This window comes from Sinorhizobium prairiense (assembly GCF_029201645.2).
GTDB classification, from domain to species: domain Bacteria; phylum Pseudomonadota; class Alphaproteobacteria; order Rhizobiales; family Rhizobiaceae; genus Sinorhizobium; species Sinorhizobium meliloti_A.
Window position 1 is genome coordinate 2,655,933 of sequence record NZ_CP104131.1, and the last position, 18,762, is coordinate 2,674,694.

Sequence of the window (18,762 nt, forward strand, 5' to 3'; positions counted from 1 at the left end):
CCCCTTGCGGGGGAAATGGAGAAAGCCGGAGCGGGCATAGACGGCCGCGCGTGCTGCTTGGCCCCGCCGAGACCCGGCGTGGCCGGCACCGACCTCACAGCCCGAGTTCGTGCCGCCAGGGCGGGTTGGCGCCTGCGCGCGAAACAGTGACGGCCGCCGCCTTCGCTCCGAGCGTCAGGGCCTGACGGATGGCCTCGTCGGTCAGGCTTGCCACCTTCTCCTTGGTCAGGAGGCCGTTGAACTTCAACGAGGCCAGTACACCGGCGTCGAAAGTGTCGCCCGCGCCGACCGTATCGACGACCTCGACCCGTTCGCTCGCGACCTCGACCCTGTGGCCATCCGTATAACCGACCGCGCCGTCCGCGCCGCGGGTGATCAGCACCAGCTTCGGGCCGCGTTTCAGCCATTCGGCTGCGAGCGCGTCGTGACTGCCCTCCATGCCGAACCAGGCGAGGTCCTCGTCGGAGAACTTGACGATATCGGACATGGCGGCCATTCGCTTCATGCGTCCGACATGCGCCCCCGGTCTTTGATGAAGCCGGGGCGGATATTCGGATCGAAGGAGATCACCCGTTTTTCGTGCTCCCGCGCCATCAGCGCCTCGTAAGTGGAGCCGCAGGGCTCGGGAATGAGGCTGATCGCACCGAAATGCAGCGCCTCGCAGAAATCTCCGAGCGCCGGAAGGTGCTCCGTGGTGATCATCCTCCCGGCCGTGTTCTCGTCGAAGAAGGCGTAGCTCGCATGCCCGTCGACGAGCTTCACGAAGGCGAGCGTCGTGTGCAGCGGCAGCGTGGCGCAGGGAGCGAAATCGACATTCGCGGCCTCGAGCGTCGCGCGCAGGATGTCGCCGAACATATCGTCCGAGAGGCCGGTGAAGAAGCCTGTGGGGACGCCGAGCCGGCCGAGCGCGACGGCCGTGTTGAAGATCGCGCCGCCCGCATAGGGCGCAAAGGCGCTCTCGCCCGCCGCCGTCTCCCGCGGCAGCATGTCGATCAGGGCCTCTCCGCAGCAAACGATCATGTCCATTCCTCCCCAAACATATTCATCGATCCGGCAATCGCGCCAAGCCCTTCGCTACTGGACCGCGAGCGCGCTGACGCCCCCGTTACGGCCCGACCAGTCGAGCGGAGCGTTGAGGAAGGCTTCGACCTCGTTCAGCGTCTTCTCGTCGAACAGCGCCAGTTCGCGCGCGACGGCAAGCACGTTGCGCCAGGTGGCGATGTAGTGCAGGTCGACGCCCTTCGACTTCATGTTGCCGCGGGCTTCCGGGAAGATGTCGTAGTAGAAAAGCGCGATGCCGTGCTCGACGACGCCGCCGGCCGCGCGGATCGCGTCGATGAACTTGAACATCGAGCCGCCGGCGGTCGTCAGATCCTCGATGACCAGGACGCGCGCGCCCTCCGACATATGGCCTTCGATCTGGGCGTTGCGGCCATGTCCCTTCGGCGCCTTGCGCACGTAGATCATCGGCAGGCCGAGACGCTCGGCAAGCATGGCTGCGAAGGGAATGCCGGCAGTCTCGCCGCCGGCCACCACGTCGAACCGCTCGAAGCCGGCTTCGCGCAGGATCGTCGCAGCGGCGAAATCCATCACCGCGGAACGGATTCGCGGATAGGAGATCAGCTTGCGGCAGTCGATATAGACCGGGCTCGCCATGCCGGAGGAGAGCTTGTAGGGCTCGTCGGCGCGAAAATGCACCGCTTTGATTTCCCAGAGCATCTTCGCGACCAGGTCGGCCATCACCGCCTTATCGGTGAACGCATTCGAAAACATGGATTCTCCTTCTGCAATCAGGGCTGGACGACGGCCCAATGAAGCGGAAACATCGGGTCGAAGACCGTGACCGGGCCGGCCTCGGTTTCGATCTTGGCGGGATAGCGGACGGGCTCCTCCTGCTTGTGCAGCGTGATCGTTTCCTCGTTTGCCGGCAGGCCGTACCAGGCTGGGCCGTTCAGCGAGGTGAAGGCTTCCAGCCGGTCGAGCGCGCCCTCTTCCTCGAAGACGTGAGCGAGGCAGCTCAAGGTGTTGATCGATGTGTAGATGCCGGCACAGCCGCAGGCGCATTCCTTGAGCGGGTCGACATGCGGGGCAGAGTCCGTTCCGAGGAAGAAGCGGACGTCGCCCGAGATCGCCGCCTGGCGAAGCGCCAGCCGATGCGCCTCGCGCTTCGCTACCGGCAGACAGTAGTAATGCGGCTTGATGCCGCCGACGAGGATGGCGTTGCGGTTGATGATCAGGTGATGGGTGGTGATGGAGCCGGCAAGATTGGCCGCGTGCTCCCGGATATAATCGACCCCGTCCTTCGTCGTCACATGCTCCATGGTGATCCGGAGATCGGGCAGTCGCCGGCGGAGCGGGTCGAGAACGGTTTCGATGAAGACTGCCTCACGGTCGAAAATATCGACCTCGGCCGTCGTCACCTCGCCATGGACGCAGAGCGGCAGGCCGATCTCGGCCATGCGCTCGAGCACCGGCATGGCCTTGTCGATATCGCGGACCCCGCTCGACGAATTGGTGGTGGCGCCGGCCGGATAGAGCTTGACCGCCTTGACGAGGCCGCTCCTGAACCCAGCTTCCACATCGCCCGGATCGGTGCCCTCGGTAAGATAAAGCGTCATCAGCGGCTCGAACCGGTCCCCTGCGGGAATGGCGGCGAGGATGCGCTCGCGATAGGCGGCCGCATCGGCCGAGGTCACCACCGGCGGCACCAGATTGGGCATGATGATGGCACGCGCGAAATGGCGGCTCGTATCGGCGATCACGCCGCGCAGCATGCCGCCGTCGCGCAGGTGAAGATGCCAATCATCAGGGCGGCGTATAACGAGGTCTTGCATATCAGCGTTCTCCCGATGCTCGCGCCCGATCCGCGCGGCCGGCATCATGCGTACCGGTGCGCTCGAAGGGCGGCAACTCATGTGGTGAAACCGCGCCTCGATAACACCATTGCGCCGCCGAAGACAATGGCGATTCGAAAGGTCACCGCAGTCCGCGGCCGGAAACTGCGGGACGAATGCCGAGCACTCTAAAAGTCCCTGATCACGACATCCGCCGGCCTGCGGCTGTCGAGGACCCGGCGGGCATTGGGCAGGTCGTTGCCATAGGCCTTGCTGCGCGCCGCGTCTTCGTCATAGCCGTGATCGTACCAGCGCTGCAGGAGCCGCCGCTCGATCACCTCCAGACCCGGATCTATGAAGATCGAATAATCAAAGGCGCCGTCGAGGCCGTTCCAGGGCGCTTCCTCCAGCAGCAGGTAGTTGCCCTCGGCAAGCACGATACGCGTCTCGGGCGCGATGATCCTCGCCGAGGCGATCGCCAGTTCCCGGGAGCGGTCGAAGACCGGAACGAGAACCTCGCCGTCATCGGCGCGCACGGCAGCAAGCGTTGCGAGAAAGGATCGGACGTCGAAGGTCTCGGGTGCCCCCTTGCGGGCAAGCAGCCCTTTTTCTTCGAGAACGGCATTGTCCATGTGAAACCCGTCCATGGGCAACACCGCCGCCTTTTCGCCCGCCTGCGTGATCGCCTCCGCCAGCGTTTCGGAAAGCGTAGACTTGCCGGCGCCGGGCGGACCGGCGATGGCAACGATGAAGCGGCCGGAAACGACCGCCCGCTTCAGGATTTCATCCGCAAGGGATTTGACGCTCATGCCGCAATCGCCTCGCGCGGCGGCTCCTTCGCGCCGGTCATGAAGGCCACCGCATCGGACATGGTGTAATCCTTGGGATTGATGACGCAGAGGCGGCGGCCGAGACGATGGATATGGATCCGGTCCGCGACTTCGAAGACATGCGGCATGTTGTGCGAGATCAGCACGATCGGCAGACCGCGGCGACGCACGTCGAGGATCAGCTCCAGCACGCGGCGGCTCTCCTTCACCCCGAGCGCCGCAGTCGGCTCGTCCATGATGACGACCTTGGAACCGAAGGCGGCGGCGCGTGCCACCGCGACGCCCTGGCGTTGTCCGCCCGAGAGCGTCTCGACCGCCTGGTTGATGTTCTGGATGGTCATCAGACCGAGCTCGGAGAGCTTCGCCCGCGCCTGCTTTTCCATGGCGGCCCGGTCGAGCGAGCGGAACCACTTGCCCATGATTCCCGGCTTGCGGATTTCCCGGCCGAGGAACATGTTGTCGGCGATCGACAATGCCGGCGACAGGGCGAGGTTCTGATAGACCGTTTCGATGCCGGCTTGCCTCGCCTCCATCGGCGAGCGGAACTGGATGGGCCTGCCCTCCAGCCGGATCTCGCCCTCGTCCGGCGTGACGGCGCCCGATATCGCCTTGATCATCGAGGACTTGCCGGCGCCGTTGTCGCCGATAACGGCCAGGATTTCACCGGGATAGAGGTCGAAGTCGGCGCGATCGAGGGCAGTCACGCGGCCATAGCGCTTGACGAGGCCACGGGCGGTGAGAATGGGTTCCTGTGCCATCAGGCTGCTACCTTTCTGATCCACTGGTCGATTGCAACGGCGATGATGATCAGCAAGCCGATCAGGAGATAGGTCCATTGCGGGTCGGTGCCCATGAGGCGCAGGCCGAGCGAGAAGACGCCGACGATCAGCGCGCCGAAGAGCATGCCCATGATGGAGCCGCGGCCGCCGAAGAGCGAGATGCCGCCGATCACCACGGCGGTGATCGATTCGATATTCGCAAACTGCCCCGCTGTCGGGGAGACGGAGCCGATGCGGCCGATGAGGGTCCAGCCGGCAAGGGCGCAGATGAGACCGGAGAGCGTATAGATGGAGATGAGCATGCGCGTGACGTTGACGCCGGCGAGCTTTGCAGCCTCGGGGTCATCGCCCACGGCATAGACATAGCGCCCCCAGGCCGTGCGGTTCAGGACGTACCAAAGAAGGCAGACGAGGAGCACCATCACCACGACGCCATAGGTGAAGACGGCATTGCCGACGCGGAAGTTCTGGCCGAAGAACTGCAGGATCGGGGCATTCGCGGAAATGTCCTGAGCCCGGATCGTCTCGTTGGCGGAATAGAGGAAGTTGGAGGCGAGCACGATCTGCCACATGCCGAGCGTGACGATAAAGGGCGGCAGCTTCATCCGCGCGACGAGCGTTCCGTTGATGTAGCCGCAGAGCGCCCCCACCCCAAGACCGCAGATGACGGAGAGCACCGGCGGGAAGCCGTAGCGGAAGGTGAACTGCCCCATGATGACGGATGAGAGCACCATGATGGCGCCGACCGAAAGATCGATACCGGCGGTCAGGATCACGAGCGTCTGAGCGGCACCGACGATACCGACGATTGCCACCTGCTGCAGGATCAGCGTCATGGTGAAGGCGGAAAAGAACTTGCCGCCGAGAATGACCCCGAAGGCGATCAGCGACAGAACCAGCACGATCAGCGGCACCGCGGCCGGGCTCGAATGCAGGAAGTGCTGCAGCTTCTGAAGCAGCGTCTTATCATGCGCGTCGAAAGACGCTACGTCCGTCGAACTGTCGGCCAGGACCTTTTCGAATTCCTGGGATGGCTGTGCGGCCGTGTTTGTTTCGCCCATGGGGACTCCTCCCGTGAACCCCGCTCAAGAGGGGGTGCATTGCTGCAGGATGCGCGGCCCACCGGTCGAAGCGGCGAGCCTCAGAACGCTCGACGACAATCCCGCTTGCGCCGCGATCGGTTCTGAGAAGCCAGAGCGGAACGCGGGCAAGAAGCATCTCGCGCTTTCCTCGCCCCGCCCTGAAAATTGCGCAGGTTTTCGATGCCTTGTCAAAGACCTCGGCACTTGCGGAAAGGGCGGCCGGGGCCGCCCTTCCCCTCACGCCTGTGCGCGTGGCCGATCAGCCCCAGCACTTCTCCATGCCGGTCTTGGTATCGATCGACTCGACGCCGGATACCGGCTTGTCGGTGACAAGCGCGACGCCGGTGTCGACGAAGTCCTTGCCTTCGGTCGGCGTAGGCTTCTCGCCCGTATCGGCGAACTTCTTGATGGCCTCGATGCCGAGCGCCGCCATCATCAGCGGATACTGCTGCGACGTCGCGCCGATCACGCCCTCGGCGACATTCTTGACGCCCGGGCAGCCGCCGTCGACGGAAACGATCAGCACGTCCTTCTCGCGGCCGACGGACTTCAGCGCCTCATAGGCGCCGGCGGCGGCCGGCTCGTTGATCGTGTGGACGACGTTGATGGTCGGATCCTTCTGGAGGAGGTTCTCCATCGCGGTCCGGCCGCCCTCTTCGTTGCCGTTGGTGATGTCGTGGCCGACGATGCGCGGGTCATCCTCGTCGCCGATCTTGTTCGGGTCCTTGGGGTCGATGCCGAAACCGATCATGAAGCCTTGGTCGCGCAACACGTCGACGGAGGGCTGCGACGGCGTCAGGTCGAGGAAGGCCACCTTGGCCTCCTTGGCGGCATCGCCGAGCGTTGCGGCCGCCCACTGGCCGATGAGTTTGCCGGCGAGCAGGTTGTCCGTCGCAAAAGTGGCGTCGGCGGCATTGAGGGGTTCGAGCGGCGTGTCGAGCGCGATGACCAGAAGGCCCGCATCCCGTGCCTTCTGGACCTGGGCACGATACCCTGGGTATCGGAGGCGGCAATCAGGATACCCTTGGCGCCATCGGCAATGCAGGTCTCGATCGCAGCGACCTGGCTTTCGGAGTCACCGTCGATCTTGCCGGCATAGGACTTCAGGGTGACGCCCAGTTCCTTGGCCTTGGCGGCCGCGCCTTCCTTCATCTTCACGAAGAAAGGATTGGTATCGGTTTTGGTGATGAGGCATGCCGACACGTCGGCTGCCTGCGAGGGCGATGCGAAAGCAACGCCCATGGCGAGCGCGCCGAATGCGGCAGAAAGAACTGTCTTCTTCATTAAATCCTCCCAAGGATGAAAAATGCCGGCGCGCCGGCTTTCAGGACCCGCTGCAGCATTCTCCTCGGCTGCAGACGGCGCTTCCGACGGTCAATCAAGCACCAAAAATCCAGCCTGTCAATAAATAAATCAAATTGAATTATTATCTCGTTGTGGCATTCTGCGCGTAATGTCGCTTCCGTCCAATCGGGAGGATCGGGCATTGACAATCGCGGGCCGAATGCGGACAGGCCCACGCGAACCGAGCGGCGTCAGGGCGCCGCGATCAGGGTGCGGTCGCGGTAAAGCTTTAGGTACTGCATGGCCGTACCCGGATCGGGGAGGAACCGTACGGTACCAATGGGAGGAAACGGTGGCATGTCACTGACAGATGGCCCCTATACGGGGCCGCCTCAGCCGGATGTGGTCGACCCGAGCGGCGGGGCCAATCAAACGCGCGTGCGCGCCTATAACGAACGGCTGGTCATGTCGCTGGTGCGCCGTCACGGCAGCTTGTCCAAGGCCGAGATCGCGCGCCGCTCCGGTCTATCGGCGCAGACCGCCTCCGTCATCATGCGGTCGCTCGAAGCCGACGGGCTGCTCGTCCGCGGCGCGCCGGTGCGCGGCCGCGTCGGACAGCCCTCCATCCCCATGCGGCTCAATCCGGATGCGGTCTATTCCTTCGGCGTGAAGATCGGCCGGCGCAGTGCCGATCTGGTGCTGATGGATTTCCTCGGCACCATTCGGCTGCACCTGCATCAGATCCATACCTATCCGCTCCCCGAGGAGATCGTCAGCTTCATCGTCGGGGGCATCGGCAAGCTCGAGGGGCAGCTTGACGCCGGCGAGCGCGGCCGCATCGCCGGCGTCGGCATCGCTACGCCGTTCGAGTTGTGGAACTGGTCGGAGGAGGTCGGCGCGCCGCGCGAAGAGATGGACCGGTGGCGTGATTTCGACCTGCAGGCGGCGGTGGCCTCGCGCATCCGGCATCCGGTGTTCCTTCAGAACGACGGAACCAGCGCCTGCGGCGCCGAACTCGCCTTCGGTGTCGGCGCCAGTTACCCCGATTTCGTCTATTTCTATATCGGCTCCTTTATCGGCGGCGGCGTCGTGATCAACTCGGCCCTCTTTTCCGGCCGAACCGGCACCGCCGGCGCGGTCGGCCCGCTGCCTGTCGCCGGCAAGGACGGCAAGTCGACGCAGTTGCTGAAAATCGCCTCGGTCTTCGTCCTGGAAAAGCTGCTACGCGAACGCGGCATCGACCCGGAGCCGCTCTGGTACTCGGCCGACGACTGGATCGATTTCGGCGAGCCGCTCGAAATATGGATCCAGGATGCGGCGGCGGCGCTTGCACAAGCCGTCGTCTCCGCGGTTTCCGTCGTCGATTTTTCGGCGGCCGTGATCGACGGCGGCTTTCCGCCCTGGGTGCGGGCGCGCCTTCTTGCCGCGACGCGCAAGGCCCTCCAGACGCTCGACCTGCAGGGCGTCACGGTTCCGGACCTCGTCGAAGGCACCGTCGGCAGTCACGCCCGCGCGATCGGCGGCGCAAGCCTGCCGCTCTTCTCCCGCTATCTTCTGGACACCAATGTCCTCTTCAAGGAGCTTTGACCGTTGCTGAAAGGAATAAGCCCCATTCTGAGCCCGGAGCTTCTCTCCACATTGAGAGCGATGGGGCACGGCGACGAGATTGCACTTGTCGACGGAAACTATCCCGGGCTGGAGCACGCGCGCCGGCTCATCCGGCTGGACGGGCACCCGCTTGTCCCCGTGCTCGACGCCGTCTTGAGCATCCTGCCGATCGACGATTTCGTGCCGGAGGCGATCTTTCGGGCAACGGTCAAACAGGACCGCGATGCGCTCGACCCGGTGCATCGGGACATCATCGCCTGCTGTCGGAAACATGAGCCGACACAGCCGGTCGTTCCTTTGCTCGGAGCGGATTTTTATCAGCGGGTGAAGGCTGCTCATGCGGTGGTGCAGACCAGCGAGCCGCGGCTCTACGGCAACGTCATCCTGCGCAAGGGCGTCATCTATCCTGGAGAACGTGACGCCTAAACAAAGAACCCGCCGGCGAGCCGGCGGGTTCTTCTCGATCAGGGGTGCCTGCGTTAAGCGGCGACCGTGTTTCCGGTGCGGGCATCGAGCGAGAGCGCGCCCGGGCCGAAGCCTGCCAGCACCAGGAAGGCGCCGGCGATCGTGATGTTCTTCATCATCATGATCTGGTTGAAGACCGTCAGCAGCCCGTTTGCAGCCGGCGGGAAGTCCGGGACGTTGATTGCGCCGCTATGGAAGACGAAGGCGGTGACCACGCAGAAGGCGGCGAGCAGATAGGATGCGATGCGGGTCTGAAAGCCGACGAGGATCGCAAGACCGGCAACGAGTTCGAAGAGACCGGCGAGATAGGCGAGCGCCGTTGCGGCAGGCCAACCGGCACCGGTGATCATGCCGGCCGTCGCCGACGGGTCGGTGAGCTTGCCGAAGCCGGAGGTGATGAAGATGATCGAGAGAAGAATGCGCCCGATGAGCACGATGACATTCTGGGACATGCGCAAGGCTCCTGTTGGAAAACGTGTTGGCAGCAGAGATAACAAGATTTTCGAAATCCTCTAGCCGCCCACCCGGCGACAGATCGTTCACAATCTAGAGACGGAATCGATTCGTCGTCAACTGATGCCTTACCGCTTTGGCTCCGGTCGGCCGATCAAGCGCTTTTCTGTTGCAAGATGAGGCAACAGAGTCAAAACTCCCCGACGCGTAAAGGGGAACGCAGGGGTAACCGCAATGGCTGAAGTCATCCGGAGTTCCGCCTTCTGGCGGTCCTTCCCTATATTCGAAGAGTTCGACAGCGAAACCCTGTGCGAGCTCTCGGGCATCGCCAGCTATCGCAAATGGTCCGCGGGCACGGTCATTTTCCAACGCGGCGACCAAGGCGACTACATGATCGTGGTGGTTTCCGGGCGCATCAAGCTTTCGCTGTTCACGCCGCAAGGCCGCGAACTCATGTTGCGGCAGCACGAGGCAGGGGCGCTGTTCGGCGAAATGGCGCTGCTCGACGGACAGCCGCGATCGGCGGATGCGACGGCCGTCACCAACGCCGAAGGCTACGTGATCGGCAAGAAGGATTTCCTCGCCCTCATCACGCAAAGGCCGAAGACCGCCGAGGCGGTGATCCGCTTTCTCTGCGCGCAATTGCGCGACACGACGGACCGGCTCGAAACCATCGCGCTCTACGATCTCAACGCCCGCGTCGCCCGCTTCTTCCTGGCGACGCTTCGCCAGATCCACGGCAGCGAGATGCCGCAAAGCGCCAATCTCCGGCTGACGCTCAGCCAGACGGACATCGCCTCGATTCTCGGAGCGAGCCGGCCGAAGGTGAACCGCGCGATCCTGTCGCTGGAGGAGAGCGGCGCGATCAAGCGAGCGGACGGCATCATCTGCTGCAATGTCGGCCGCCTGCTGAGCATCGCCGATCCGGAGGAGGATTGATGCCGCTCGCCTAAAGCGGGCGGTTTCAAAAACTTGGAGCGGTTGAGCGTAAGGCCGAGGATGCATCACCGCATAACCCCGCTTTCCGGAGGGATCATCGCCAGCCTCGCCGTGGCGCTGCTGCTCTATCTCTCTGCCGGAACCATCCTCGACACCCAGCGTGAGCTCTTTTTCGATAATCTCACCCAATGGGTCCCCTCGCCGAGGTCGCCCGACATCATCGTCGTCGATGTCGACCGCAAGGCCTATGAAGCGCACGGCGGCAACTGGGACAGGGCCGCAACCGCCGATCTGATTACACGCCTGGCCGCGGCCGGGCCGAAGACGATCGCCGTCGATTTCGTTTTCAGTTCCGCCTGCGACCCGGCTTCGCCCGCAAACGCCGCGCTCGCCGCGGCGATCGGCAGGGCACCCGCGGCCCTCGGCTTCCTGGCGGCCGATCGCTTTCTCGAACGGCCGCGCCCCGTGCCGCCTCTGGCCCTCCGGCGCCAGCTGGCCGTCCCCGCGCAGTGGTTTATCGAAGGGGCAGAGACCTCTTGCCCGGCCTTCATGGACCGGGCGAGGGCTGCGACGGCGGCTTTTCTCGTCGGCGACGAAGACGCGCGAGTCCGGCGCGTTCAGGCTTTCGCCATACTTGGCAACGATGCCTACCCGGCGCTCGGCATCGAAGCGGGGCGGCTTGCCGCCGACAGCAGCACGCCCGTTCTCGGCGGAGAACCCGCCTGGCTGAGGCTCGATCACGCGATCATCCCCCTCGACGAGAACGGCAACCTGCGCTTCCCTGCAAGTTCCGAGGAGGCGATCGCCGCCCGCACGGTCTCTGCGGCCGAAATCCTCGCCGGTCGCTTGGAGAAAGGTCGTTTGGCGGGAAGGCTCGTCTTGATCGGCAGCAGCATGCCGAGCCTTGGCGGCCTTCGGCCCACCGCCTCCATGCCGCTCCAGCCGTCGGTTCAGATCCACGCCGACATCGCCAATGCAATCATGACGGGGTTCGTGCCCTACCGCGGCAGCAATCTGCCATTGATCGAGGCGGTCTTCGCCTTCGCAGCGGGAGTCGCCGCAGCATATGCAGCAACCAGGCTTCGCCCGATGGCATCCCTTATGCTGGGCGCTGCGACGGTGCTCGCCGTCATCGCCTTTGCCGGTGCGATCTATGCCTCCACCGGTTGGCTCTTCGACGCAGTCGGCACATCATTGGCACTGGTTGCGGTGCTCGTCGTCACCAGCGCATTGCAGTTCGCGCGTACGCGGCGCGCCGAGGCGATCGCCCGGCGGAAATTCTCGCAATATCTGCCGCAATCCGTGGTGGCGCGCTACATAGACGAGCCCGATCGCGGGCGCATGGCCGGTGAGGAACGCCCGGTGACGGCGCTCTTCACCGATATCGAGGGTTTCTCGACACTTTCGCAAAAGCTTGCTCCGCGCGAACTCGTGGCCCTGCTCGACGTCTATTTCGCCGAGGTGAACGCGCTCGTCGCCGGGCATGGCGGCATGGTCGACAAGGTCGTCGGGGATGCCGTCCATGCTCTCTTCAACGCGCCAGAGGACCTGCCCGACCATGTAGACAAGGCGATCGGCTGCGCCGCGGCGATCCATGTCCTGACCGAGGAGATGCGCGGACGTGCGCAATTTGCCGAACACGGTTTCGGCAGGACGCGCATCGGCATCGAAACCGGGCCGGCGGTACTGGGAGAGGTGGGCGCCGGAGGGAAGCTCGACTACACCGCCCATGGCGATGCGGTGAACCTCGCCGCTCGCCTTCAGGAGGCGAACAAGTTTCTCGGCACCGCCATCTGCGTCGGCCCGGCAGCGGCTGCGCAGTCGAATGCGGCGCTCAGATCCCTTGGACGCCACGATATCAGAGGCTTCGGATCGATGGAGCTATTTACGGTAGCGAGCGATGGGCTGAACAAGCACCTTCGAGCGGAATGAGGACCGCCACCGCAGCGCGGGATGCCGGCCATCGCCGCTACCTCAACCCGACGCTCGCATAGGCCTGACGAATCCGCACCTCTCCCCAGCGCGTCGGTTCGCTGGGAGCGGCGCCCGGGCGGCTGATATCGACGCCCTGGCCGGCCGCAACTGTCCGTGTAACGCCGCCGCCCCGAACGGACACCACGCCATGTTCAACGAAGACCGCGAACGCCGCTCGGCTCGGGCCGCAGAAGAATTTCGTTCCGCGAACGCCGATCATGCCGAAGGCGGTGCGCACCGCGACGTCCGTCTTGGGCAAGCCTTCGGGCCGGTCGAAGACCATCCGGCCCAGTCCCAGCTCCAGGGTTCCGCCCTGGCCGGCGATGTAGCTGTCGATCAGGAGTTCCGTTTGCGGCCCCAGCAGGATACGCGTTTCGCTGAGGGCGAGATCGGCGAAGCTGTTGCTGCTCGTCAGGACATAATCCTTGTCGAGAACCGCACCGCCGATCGCCAGCCGTTCCTCGTCCCCGCCCTGCCGACGGCGGACGTTGCCGCGGATCTTTGCGGCCTTGCCCACGACCGGAGCTGCTGCCGTCGAACGGCCGCCCGATACGGCGGCAAGCAACACCCCGCCAAGAAAGATCCGTCTCCTCACCTCGAACTGCCGCATCGGCTTCTCCGCTGGGTTTCGCAGCGCTCCCTGTTCGGCCTCCGGCTCCTCACGAGGATAGACCGAGGCGTCCCCGATGCAAGACGCATCTTGGGGTCTGCCTGAACTCACCGTTTCATCGCCTTCGCCGCTGTTTCCCGCGGAACAGATACCGAGTCGGAGCGACCCTAGAATGTGGGGGCAAGAGGGAGCGCACCATGACGAAATACGTTGAATCGAGCCTTCGTACCGGCCTGCATCATCTGCTCGCGACGGCCGTGCTCCTGCCCCTCTTCGCGACCATGCCTTCCGCGGCGCGTGCAAGCGATCTCACCGCCGCCGAGCAATGCGACCGCGAGGCCGGTAGCGAATTCGATCTCGAACGCAACAGGGCTTTCCCGGCCGTTGCGACGCAGAACATCCGCATCGGAGTGGCGCTTTCCGCCTGCCGCGAGGCCTATAATCAGAACGGCGGCGCCCGGACGCAGTTCCAGCTCGCACGCGTTCTCGACAGGGCTGGACAGAAGCTGCAGTCGGCACGAATTCTCGCCGAAGCCGCCGAGAATGGCCACGCTCTGGCAATGGCCAGCTATGCCGATCTCCTCGCCCAGCGCGGCATGGCCGGTAAATCCTCCGGCGATTTGCTGACCGTCCGGCGCTTCGCGCAGGCAACCGCGGAGCGGTTGCAGTGATGGGGGCGGCAGTCCGGTCTTCCGCATAGGTCCGACCCGCCCGAAAATGCCGCTTGACGCCTGCGAGCAGGCGCAGGAGCGTGACCCGTGAGACATCAACGCGGGACGCACATGACGAAGCTCATCATTTTCTCCGATCTCCACATGATGCCCGAAGGCGAGACGATCATCGGGCTGGACCCGTATCGGCGGCTCGCAAACGGCATCGCCCACGTCAACCGCTATCATGCGGATGCCGACCGGGTGATCTTCGCCGGCGATCTGACGCATCGGGCGGACCGCGCTTCCTACGAGCGGCTGAAGGCCCTTCTCGGCGAACTCACCCCACCGGCGGCACTCATGATCGGCAATCACGACCGGCGCGAAGTGTTTCTCGACGTCTTCGCCGAAACGGCGGTCGACGCGAACGGCTTCGTCCAGCAGGTGCTCGATTTCCCCGATTGCCGCGCGATCCTGCTCGATACGCTGTTTGCACCGCCCTACGACTATCCGGTGAGCCACGCCGGTCACCTATGCGACAGGCGGCTTGCCTGGCTCGGCCGGCAACTCGAAGAGGCCGGCGGCCGGCCGGCGCTCGTCTTCATGCACCACCCGCCGCATGTCAGCGGCTTTGCCGGTATGGACATGATCCGCCTCATCAACGAAGACGACTTCTACGCCCTGGTGAAGCGGCACGGCAATGTTCGTCATATCTTCGCCGGTCATGTTCACCGCACCATCAGCGGCTCCAGTCGCGGCATTCCCTTCTCGATCTTCAAAAGCCCCGTGCACCAGCAGCCGATGCCCTTCGACACGGCGGACGCATCTCTTTCGGTGGACGAGCCGGCGGCCTACGGCATAGCGCTGGTGACCGGCGACGGCGTGCTCGTGCATACGGAAGACTACGAGATAGCTAGACGCGACGCGGTGGGGACGTGACCTTCCGGCGCGAGCGGCAGGCATTCCGGCGCCACCCGCTTCGTGATAGGCTCATGCCATGAGCCAGTCCGTTCCCGCCAATCAGAATTTCGACTGCCAGAGCTGCGGCGCCTGCTGCGCCTATTCGGCCGACTGGCCGCGTTTTTCGCTCGAGACGGAGGAAGAGCTCGAGCGCATACCAGCAGACTATGTGGCTGCGGATCTCGGCGGCATGCGTTGCGAGAGCGGCCGCTGCACGGCGCTCGAGGGCAAGCTCGGCCGTTCCGTCGCCTGCAAGGTCTACGATATACGCCCCATCGTCTGTCGCACCTGCATGCCGGGGATGACGAGTGCCTGATGGCGCGGGAGCAACTTTTCGGGCTGCATGCTGACTTTCGTCCGGAACATTCGCCTGCACTCCGTATAGTTCTCCCTTTGTCTTGCCTGTCGTGGAGAAACATTCGGCCATAATGCTAATTTGCCGGATGGATGTTCGGCGATGGCACGCGTATTTTCTGCCACGACATCAGGGCGTCGATAGCGCCCGCTACCGTTCCGTGGAGGACAGCGTTCAATGAGCCCGAGCCCGCTTCAAAAAACCCCCGTCGAGGTCGCCCCGGCGCCGTTCGCCGACTTCGCACCGCCGGTCCGGCCACAGAGCACACTGCGCCAGGCGATCACGGCCGCGTACCGCCGCCCGGAAACGGAATGCCTGCCGCCGCTTCTCGAAGCGGCCACGCAGCCGAAGGAAACGCGCGACGCGGCCGCACGAACAGCCCGCAAGCTGATCGAGGCGCTGCGCGGCAAGCACAGCGGCTCCGGCGTCGAAGGCCTGGTGCAGGAATATTCGCTTTCCAGCCAGGAAGGCGTGGCTCTCATGTGCCTTGCGGAAGCGCTGCTGCGCATTCCCGACACGGCGACGCGTGACGCGCTGATCCGCGACAAGATCGCCGACGGCAACTGGAAATCGCATCTCGGCGGCAGCCGTTCGCTCTTCGTCAATGCCGCGACCTGGGGCCTCGTCGTAACCGGCAAGCTGACCTCGACGGTCAACGACCGCAGCTTGTCGGCGGCGCTCACACGTCTCATTTCGCGTTGCGGCGAGCCGGTGATCCGGCGCGGCGTCGACATGGCCATGCGGATGATGGGCGAACAGTTCGTTACCGGCGAGACGATCCAGGAAGCGCTGAAGCGTTCGAAGGAACTCGAGGAAAAGGGCTTCCGCTACTCCTACGACATGCTCGGCGAGGCCGCGACCACGGCCGCCGACGCGGAACGGTATTACAGGGATTACGAGAGCGCCATTCACGCGATCGGCAAAGCCTCCGCCGGCCGCGGCATCTATGAAGGCCCCGGCATCTCGATCAAGCTCTCGGCGCTGCATCCCCGCTATAGCCGCGCGCAGGCCGCGCGCGTGATGGGCGAACTGCTGCCGAAGGTCAAGGCGCTCGCACTCCTCGCCAGGAATTACGATATCGGCCTCAACATCGACGCCGAGGAAGCCGACCGGCTGGAACTGTCGCTCGATCTCCTCGAGGAGCTCTGCCTCGACGGCGAGCTCTCCGGCTGGAACGGCATGGGCTTCGTCGTCCAGGCCTACGGCAAGCGCTGCCCCTTCGTTCTGGACTTCATCATCGATCTCGCCCGGCGCTCCGGGCGGCGCATCATGGTGCGGCTCGTGAAGGGCGCCTATTGGGATGCCGAGATCAAGCGGGCGCAGCTCGACGGGCTCGCGGATTTCCCGGTCTTCACGCGCAAGATCCACACCGACGTCTCCTATATCGCCTGCGCAGCCAAGCTGCTTGCCGCGACCGATGTGGTCTTCCCGCAATTCGCGACACACAATGCCCAGACGCTCGCCGCCATCTATCACATGGCAGGCAGGGACTTTCAGGTGGGCAAATACGAATTCCAGTGCCTGCACGGCATGGGCGAGCCTCTTTACGAAGAGGTCGTCGGCCGCGGCAAGCTCGATCGTCCCTGCCGCATCTATGCGCCTGTCGGCACCCATGAGACGCTGCTTGCCTATCTGGTCCGGCGCCTGCTCGAAAACGGCGCCAACTCCTCCTTCGTGCATCGCATCAACGACCCGAAGGTTTCGATCGACGAACTGATCGCCGATCCCGTCGAAGTCGTCCGCGCCATGCCGGTCGTCGGCGCCAAGCACGACAGGATCGCCTTGCCGGCCGAGCTCTTCGGCGATGCGCGGACCAATTCCGCCGGGCTCGACCTTTCCAACGAGGAAACGCTTGCGTCGCTTACGGAAGCGCTGAAGGAAAGCGCGGCCATGAAGTGGAGCGCCGTGCCGCGGCTCGCAACCGGTCCCGCTGCCGGCGAGACGCGCGCGGTTCTGAATCCCGGAGATCATCGCGACGTCGTAGGCTCGGTGACCGAGACCTCGGAAGAGGACGCACGGCGCGCCGTGCGCCTTGCCGCCGAAGCGGCGCCGGATTGGGCGGCCGTGCCGCCGTCCGAACGGGCCGCCTGCCTCGACCGCGCCGCCGAGCTGATGCAGGCCCGCATGCCAACGCTTCTCGGACTGATCATCCGCGAGGCGGGCAAATCGGCACTGAACGCCATTGCCGAGGTGCGCGAGGCGATCGATTTCCTGCGCTACTATGCCGAACAGACGCGCCGCACGCTCGGCCCCGGTCACGGGCCGCTCGGGCCGATTGTCTGCATCAGCCCGTGGAACTTCCCGCTGGCGATCTTCACCGGGCAGATCGCCGCCGCACTCGTGGCCGGCAATCCGGTGGTCGCCAAACCCGCGGAAGAGACGCCGCTGATCGCCGCCGAGGGTGTGCGCATCCTGCATGAGGCCGGCATCCCGGCAAGCGCGCTGCAGCTTCTTCCGGGCGACGGACGCGTGGGTGCGGCGCTGGTCGCCGCAGCCGAGACCGCGGCTGTGATGTTCACCGGGTCGACGGAAGTCGCGCGGCTGATCCAGGCACAGCTTGCCGACCGCCTTTCGCCTGCCGGCCGGCCGATCCCGCTGATCGCCGAAACCGGAGGCCAGAATGCGATGATCGTCGACTCCTCGGCGCTTGCCGAGCAGGTGGTCGGCGACGTGATCACATCCGCCTTCGACAGTGCCGGCCAGCGCTGCTCGGCCCTGCGTGTGCTGTGCCTGCAGGAGGATGTGGCCGACCGCATCCTGACGATGCTGAAGGGCGCGTTGCACGAATTGGATATCGGCCGCACCGATCGGCTTTCCGTGGATGTCGGGCCGGTCATCACGTCAGAGGCGAAGGACAACATCGAGAAGCACATAGAGCGGATGCGCGGGCTCGGCCGCAAGGTCGAGCAGATCGGGCTTGCCTCGGAGACCGGAGTGGGCACCTTCGTGCCGCCGACGATCATCGAACTCGAGAAGCTTTCCGATCTTCAACGCGAGGTTTTCGGGCCGGTGTTGCACGTCATCCGCTACCGGCGCGACGATCTCGACCGGCTGGTGGACGACATCAACGCCACCGGCTATGGCCTCACCTTCGGGCTCCACACGCGCCTCGACGAGACGATCGCGCATGTGACGAGCCGCATCAAGGCCGGCAACCTCTACATCAACCGCAACATCATCGGCGCGGTGGTGGGCGTTCAGCCCTTCGGCGGGCGCGGTCTTTCCGGTACCGGTCCCAAGGCCGGCGGTCCGCTTTATCTCGGCCGCCTGGTTACGACCGCACCGGTTCCGCCGCAGCACAGCTCGGTGCACACGGATCCGGTCCTTCTCGACTTCGCCAAGTGGCTCGACGGCAAAGGTGCGCGCGCGGAGGTTGAAGCGGCCCGCAACGCCGGCAGCAGCTCGGCCCTTGGCCTGGATCTGGAACTGCCCGGCCCGGTCGGCGAACGCAATCTCTATACCCTCCATGCGCGCGGCCGCATCCTCCTCGTCCCGGCGACGGAGAGCGGGCTGTACCACCAGCTCGCCGCAGCGCTCGCGACCGGCAACAGCGTCGCGATCGATGCCGCCTCCGGTCTGCAGGCTTCGCTGAAGAACGTGCCGCAAACGGTTGGCCTGCGCGTCTCCTGGTCAAAGGACTGGGCCGCCGACGGGCCCTTCGCCGGCGCGCTGGTCGAAGGTGACACCGAGCGCGTCCGCGCCGTCAACAAGGCCATCGCCGCCCTGCCCGGCCCGCTCCTGCTCGTCCAGGCCGCATCGAGCGAGGAGATCGCCCGCAACCCGGACGCCTATTGCCTGAACTGGCTCGTGGAAGAGGTTTCCGCCTCGATCAACACGGCGGCAGCCGGCGGCAATGCCAGCCTGATGGCGATCGGCTGAGCGCTCCGATTTGCCCCTCCCCATCCCTCCCCCTTGTGGAGAGGGGTTGGGGAGGGGTGA

At 64.9% G+C, this 18,762-nt stretch carries 14 protein-coding genes and 3 pseudogenes; 8 read left to right on the forward strand and 9 right to left on the reverse strand.

Annotated elements, in window-relative coordinates; all coding sequences use genetic code 11:
- Positions 1-94 precede the first annotated feature (94 nt).
- The 7 genes and pseudogenes from N0Q91_RS15505 to N0Q91_RS15535 all read right to left on the reverse strand — a co-directional run bounded on the left by N0Q91_RS15505 (position 95) and on the right by N0Q91_RS15535 (position 6,809).
- Positions 95-1,020: pseudogene (locus N0Q91_RS15505) on the reverse strand (carbohydrate kinase family protein).
- Between the two features lie 54 nt (positions 1,021-1,074).
- Positions 1,075-1,773 carry an orotate phosphoribosyltransferase gene (locus N0Q91_RS15510; RefSeq protein ID WP_275596848.1) on the reverse strand — a complete coding sequence of 233 codons (699 nt, stop codon included), beginning with the start codon at positions 1,771-1,773 and terminating at the stop codon, positions 1,075-1,077.
- 17 nt (positions 1,774-1,790) lie between these two features.
- Positions 1,791-2,834, reverse strand: coding sequence for a dihydroorotase (gene pyrC, locus N0Q91_RS15515; RefSeq protein WP_275596849.1), 1,044 nt, complete (start codon positions 2,832-2,834; stop codon positions 1,791-1,793).
- A 188-nt stretch (positions 2,835-3,022) separates the two neighbouring features.
- The gene (locus N0Q91_RS15520) at positions 3,023-3,643 is read right to left on the reverse strand and encodes a nucleoside triphosphate hydrolase (RefSeq protein ID WP_275596850.1); all 621 of its coding nucleotides are present in this window, start codon (positions 3,641-3,643) and stop codon (positions 3,023-3,025) included.
- On the reverse strand, positions 3,640-4,422 hold the full coding sequence (locus N0Q91_RS15525; protein ID WP_018094083.1) for an ATP-binding cassette domain-containing protein: 783 nt from the start codon (positions 4,420-4,422) through the stop codon (positions 3,640-3,642). Before N0Q91_RS15525 ends, N0Q91_RS15520 begins: the two co-directional genes overlap by 4 nt.
- Positions 4,422-5,504 carry an ABC transporter permease gene (locus N0Q91_RS15530; RefSeq protein ID WP_275596851.1) on the reverse strand — a complete coding sequence of 361 codons (1,083 nt, stop codon included), beginning with the start codon at positions 5,502-5,504 and terminating at the stop codon, positions 4,422-4,424. Before N0Q91_RS15530 ends, N0Q91_RS15525 begins: the two co-directional genes overlap by 1 nt.
- 280 nt (positions 5,505-5,784) lie before the next feature.
- Positions 5,785-6,809, reverse strand: a pseudogene (locus tag N0Q91_RS15535) (sugar ABC transporter substrate-binding protein).
- A gap of 357 nt (positions 6,810-7,166) precedes the next feature.
- Here N0Q91_RS15535 and N0Q91_RS15540 point away from each other — a divergent pair.
- Complete coding sequence (locus N0Q91_RS15540; protein WP_018094079.1) at positions 7,167-8,396, forward strand: ROK family transcriptional regulator; 1,230 nt, start codon at positions 7,167-7,169, stop codon at positions 8,394-8,396.
- A 3-nt stretch (positions 8,397-8,399) separates the two neighbouring features.
- Positions 8,400-8,843 (forward strand): RbsD/FucU family protein, encoded by a 444-nt coding sequence (locus tag N0Q91_RS15545; protein WP_275596852.1) that lies wholly within the window; start codon positions 8,400-8,402, stop codon positions 8,841-8,843.
- Positions 8,844-8,896: 53 nt separating this feature from the next.
- Here the strand turns inward: N0Q91_RS15545 and N0Q91_RS15550 are convergent, their stop codons facing one another.
- A complete protein-coding gene (locus N0Q91_RS15550) occupies positions 8,897-9,334 on the reverse strand; it encodes a DoxX family protein (protein WP_018094077.1) in 438 nt (145 codons plus the stop codon).
- Between the two features lie 235 nt (positions 9,335-9,569).
- Between N0Q91_RS15550 and N0Q91_RS15555 the strand changes: the two genes are divergently transcribed.
- On the forward strand, positions 9,570-10,274 hold the full coding sequence (locus N0Q91_RS15555) for a Crp/Fnr family transcriptional regulator (protein ID WP_275596853.1): 705 nt from the start codon (positions 9,570-9,572) through the stop codon (positions 10,272-10,274).
- Between the two features lie 60 nt (positions 10,275-10,334).
- Positions 10,335-12,206, forward strand: coding sequence for an adenylate cyclase CyaD1 (gene cyaD1 / locus N0Q91_RS15560; protein ID WP_275596854.1), 1,872 nt, complete (start codon positions 10,335-10,337; stop codon positions 12,204-12,206).
- A 37-nt stretch (positions 12,207-12,243) separates the two neighbouring features.
- Here cyaD1 and N0Q91_RS15565 read toward each other — a convergent pair whose 3' ends face one another.
- Positions 12,244-12,858, reverse strand: coding sequence for a FecR domain-containing protein (locus tag N0Q91_RS15565; protein WP_275596855.1), 615 nt, complete (start codon positions 12,856-12,858; stop codon positions 12,244-12,246).
- 197 nt (positions 12,859-13,055) lie between these two features.
- Here N0Q91_RS15565 and N0Q91_RS15570 point away from each other — a divergent pair, with 197 nt between their 5' ends.
- The 4 genes and pseudogenes from N0Q91_RS15570 to putA all read left to right on the forward strand — a co-directional run bounded on the left by N0Q91_RS15570 (position 13,056) and on the right by putA (position 18,702).
- Positions 13,056-13,529, forward strand: a complete 474-nt coding sequence (locus N0Q91_RS15570) for a sel1 repeat family protein (protein ID WP_275596856.1) — start codon at positions 13,056-13,058, stop codon at positions 13,527-13,529.
- A 111-nt stretch (positions 13,530-13,640) separates the two neighbouring features.
- Positions 13,641-14,447 carry a 2', 3'cyclic nucleotide phosphodiesterase SpdA gene (spdA, locus tag N0Q91_RS15575; RefSeq protein WP_275596857.1) on the forward strand — a complete coding sequence of 269 codons (807 nt, stop codon included), beginning with the start codon at positions 13,641-13,643 and terminating at the stop codon, positions 14,445-14,447.
- Positions 14,448-14,505: 58 nt separating this feature from the next.
- Positions 14,506-14,807, forward strand: a pseudogene (locus N0Q91_RS15580) (YkgJ family cysteine cluster protein); the annotation flags it as partial.
- Positions 14,808-15,000: 193 nt separating this feature from the next.
- Positions 15,001-18,702, forward strand: coding sequence for a trifunctional transcriptional regulator/proline dehydrogenase/L-glutamate gamma-semialdehyde dehydrogenase (gene putA / locus N0Q91_RS15585; RefSeq protein ID WP_275596858.1), 3,702 nt, complete (start codon positions 15,001-15,003; stop codon positions 18,700-18,702).
- The last annotated feature ends 60 nt before the right edge of the window (positions 18,703-18,762 follow it).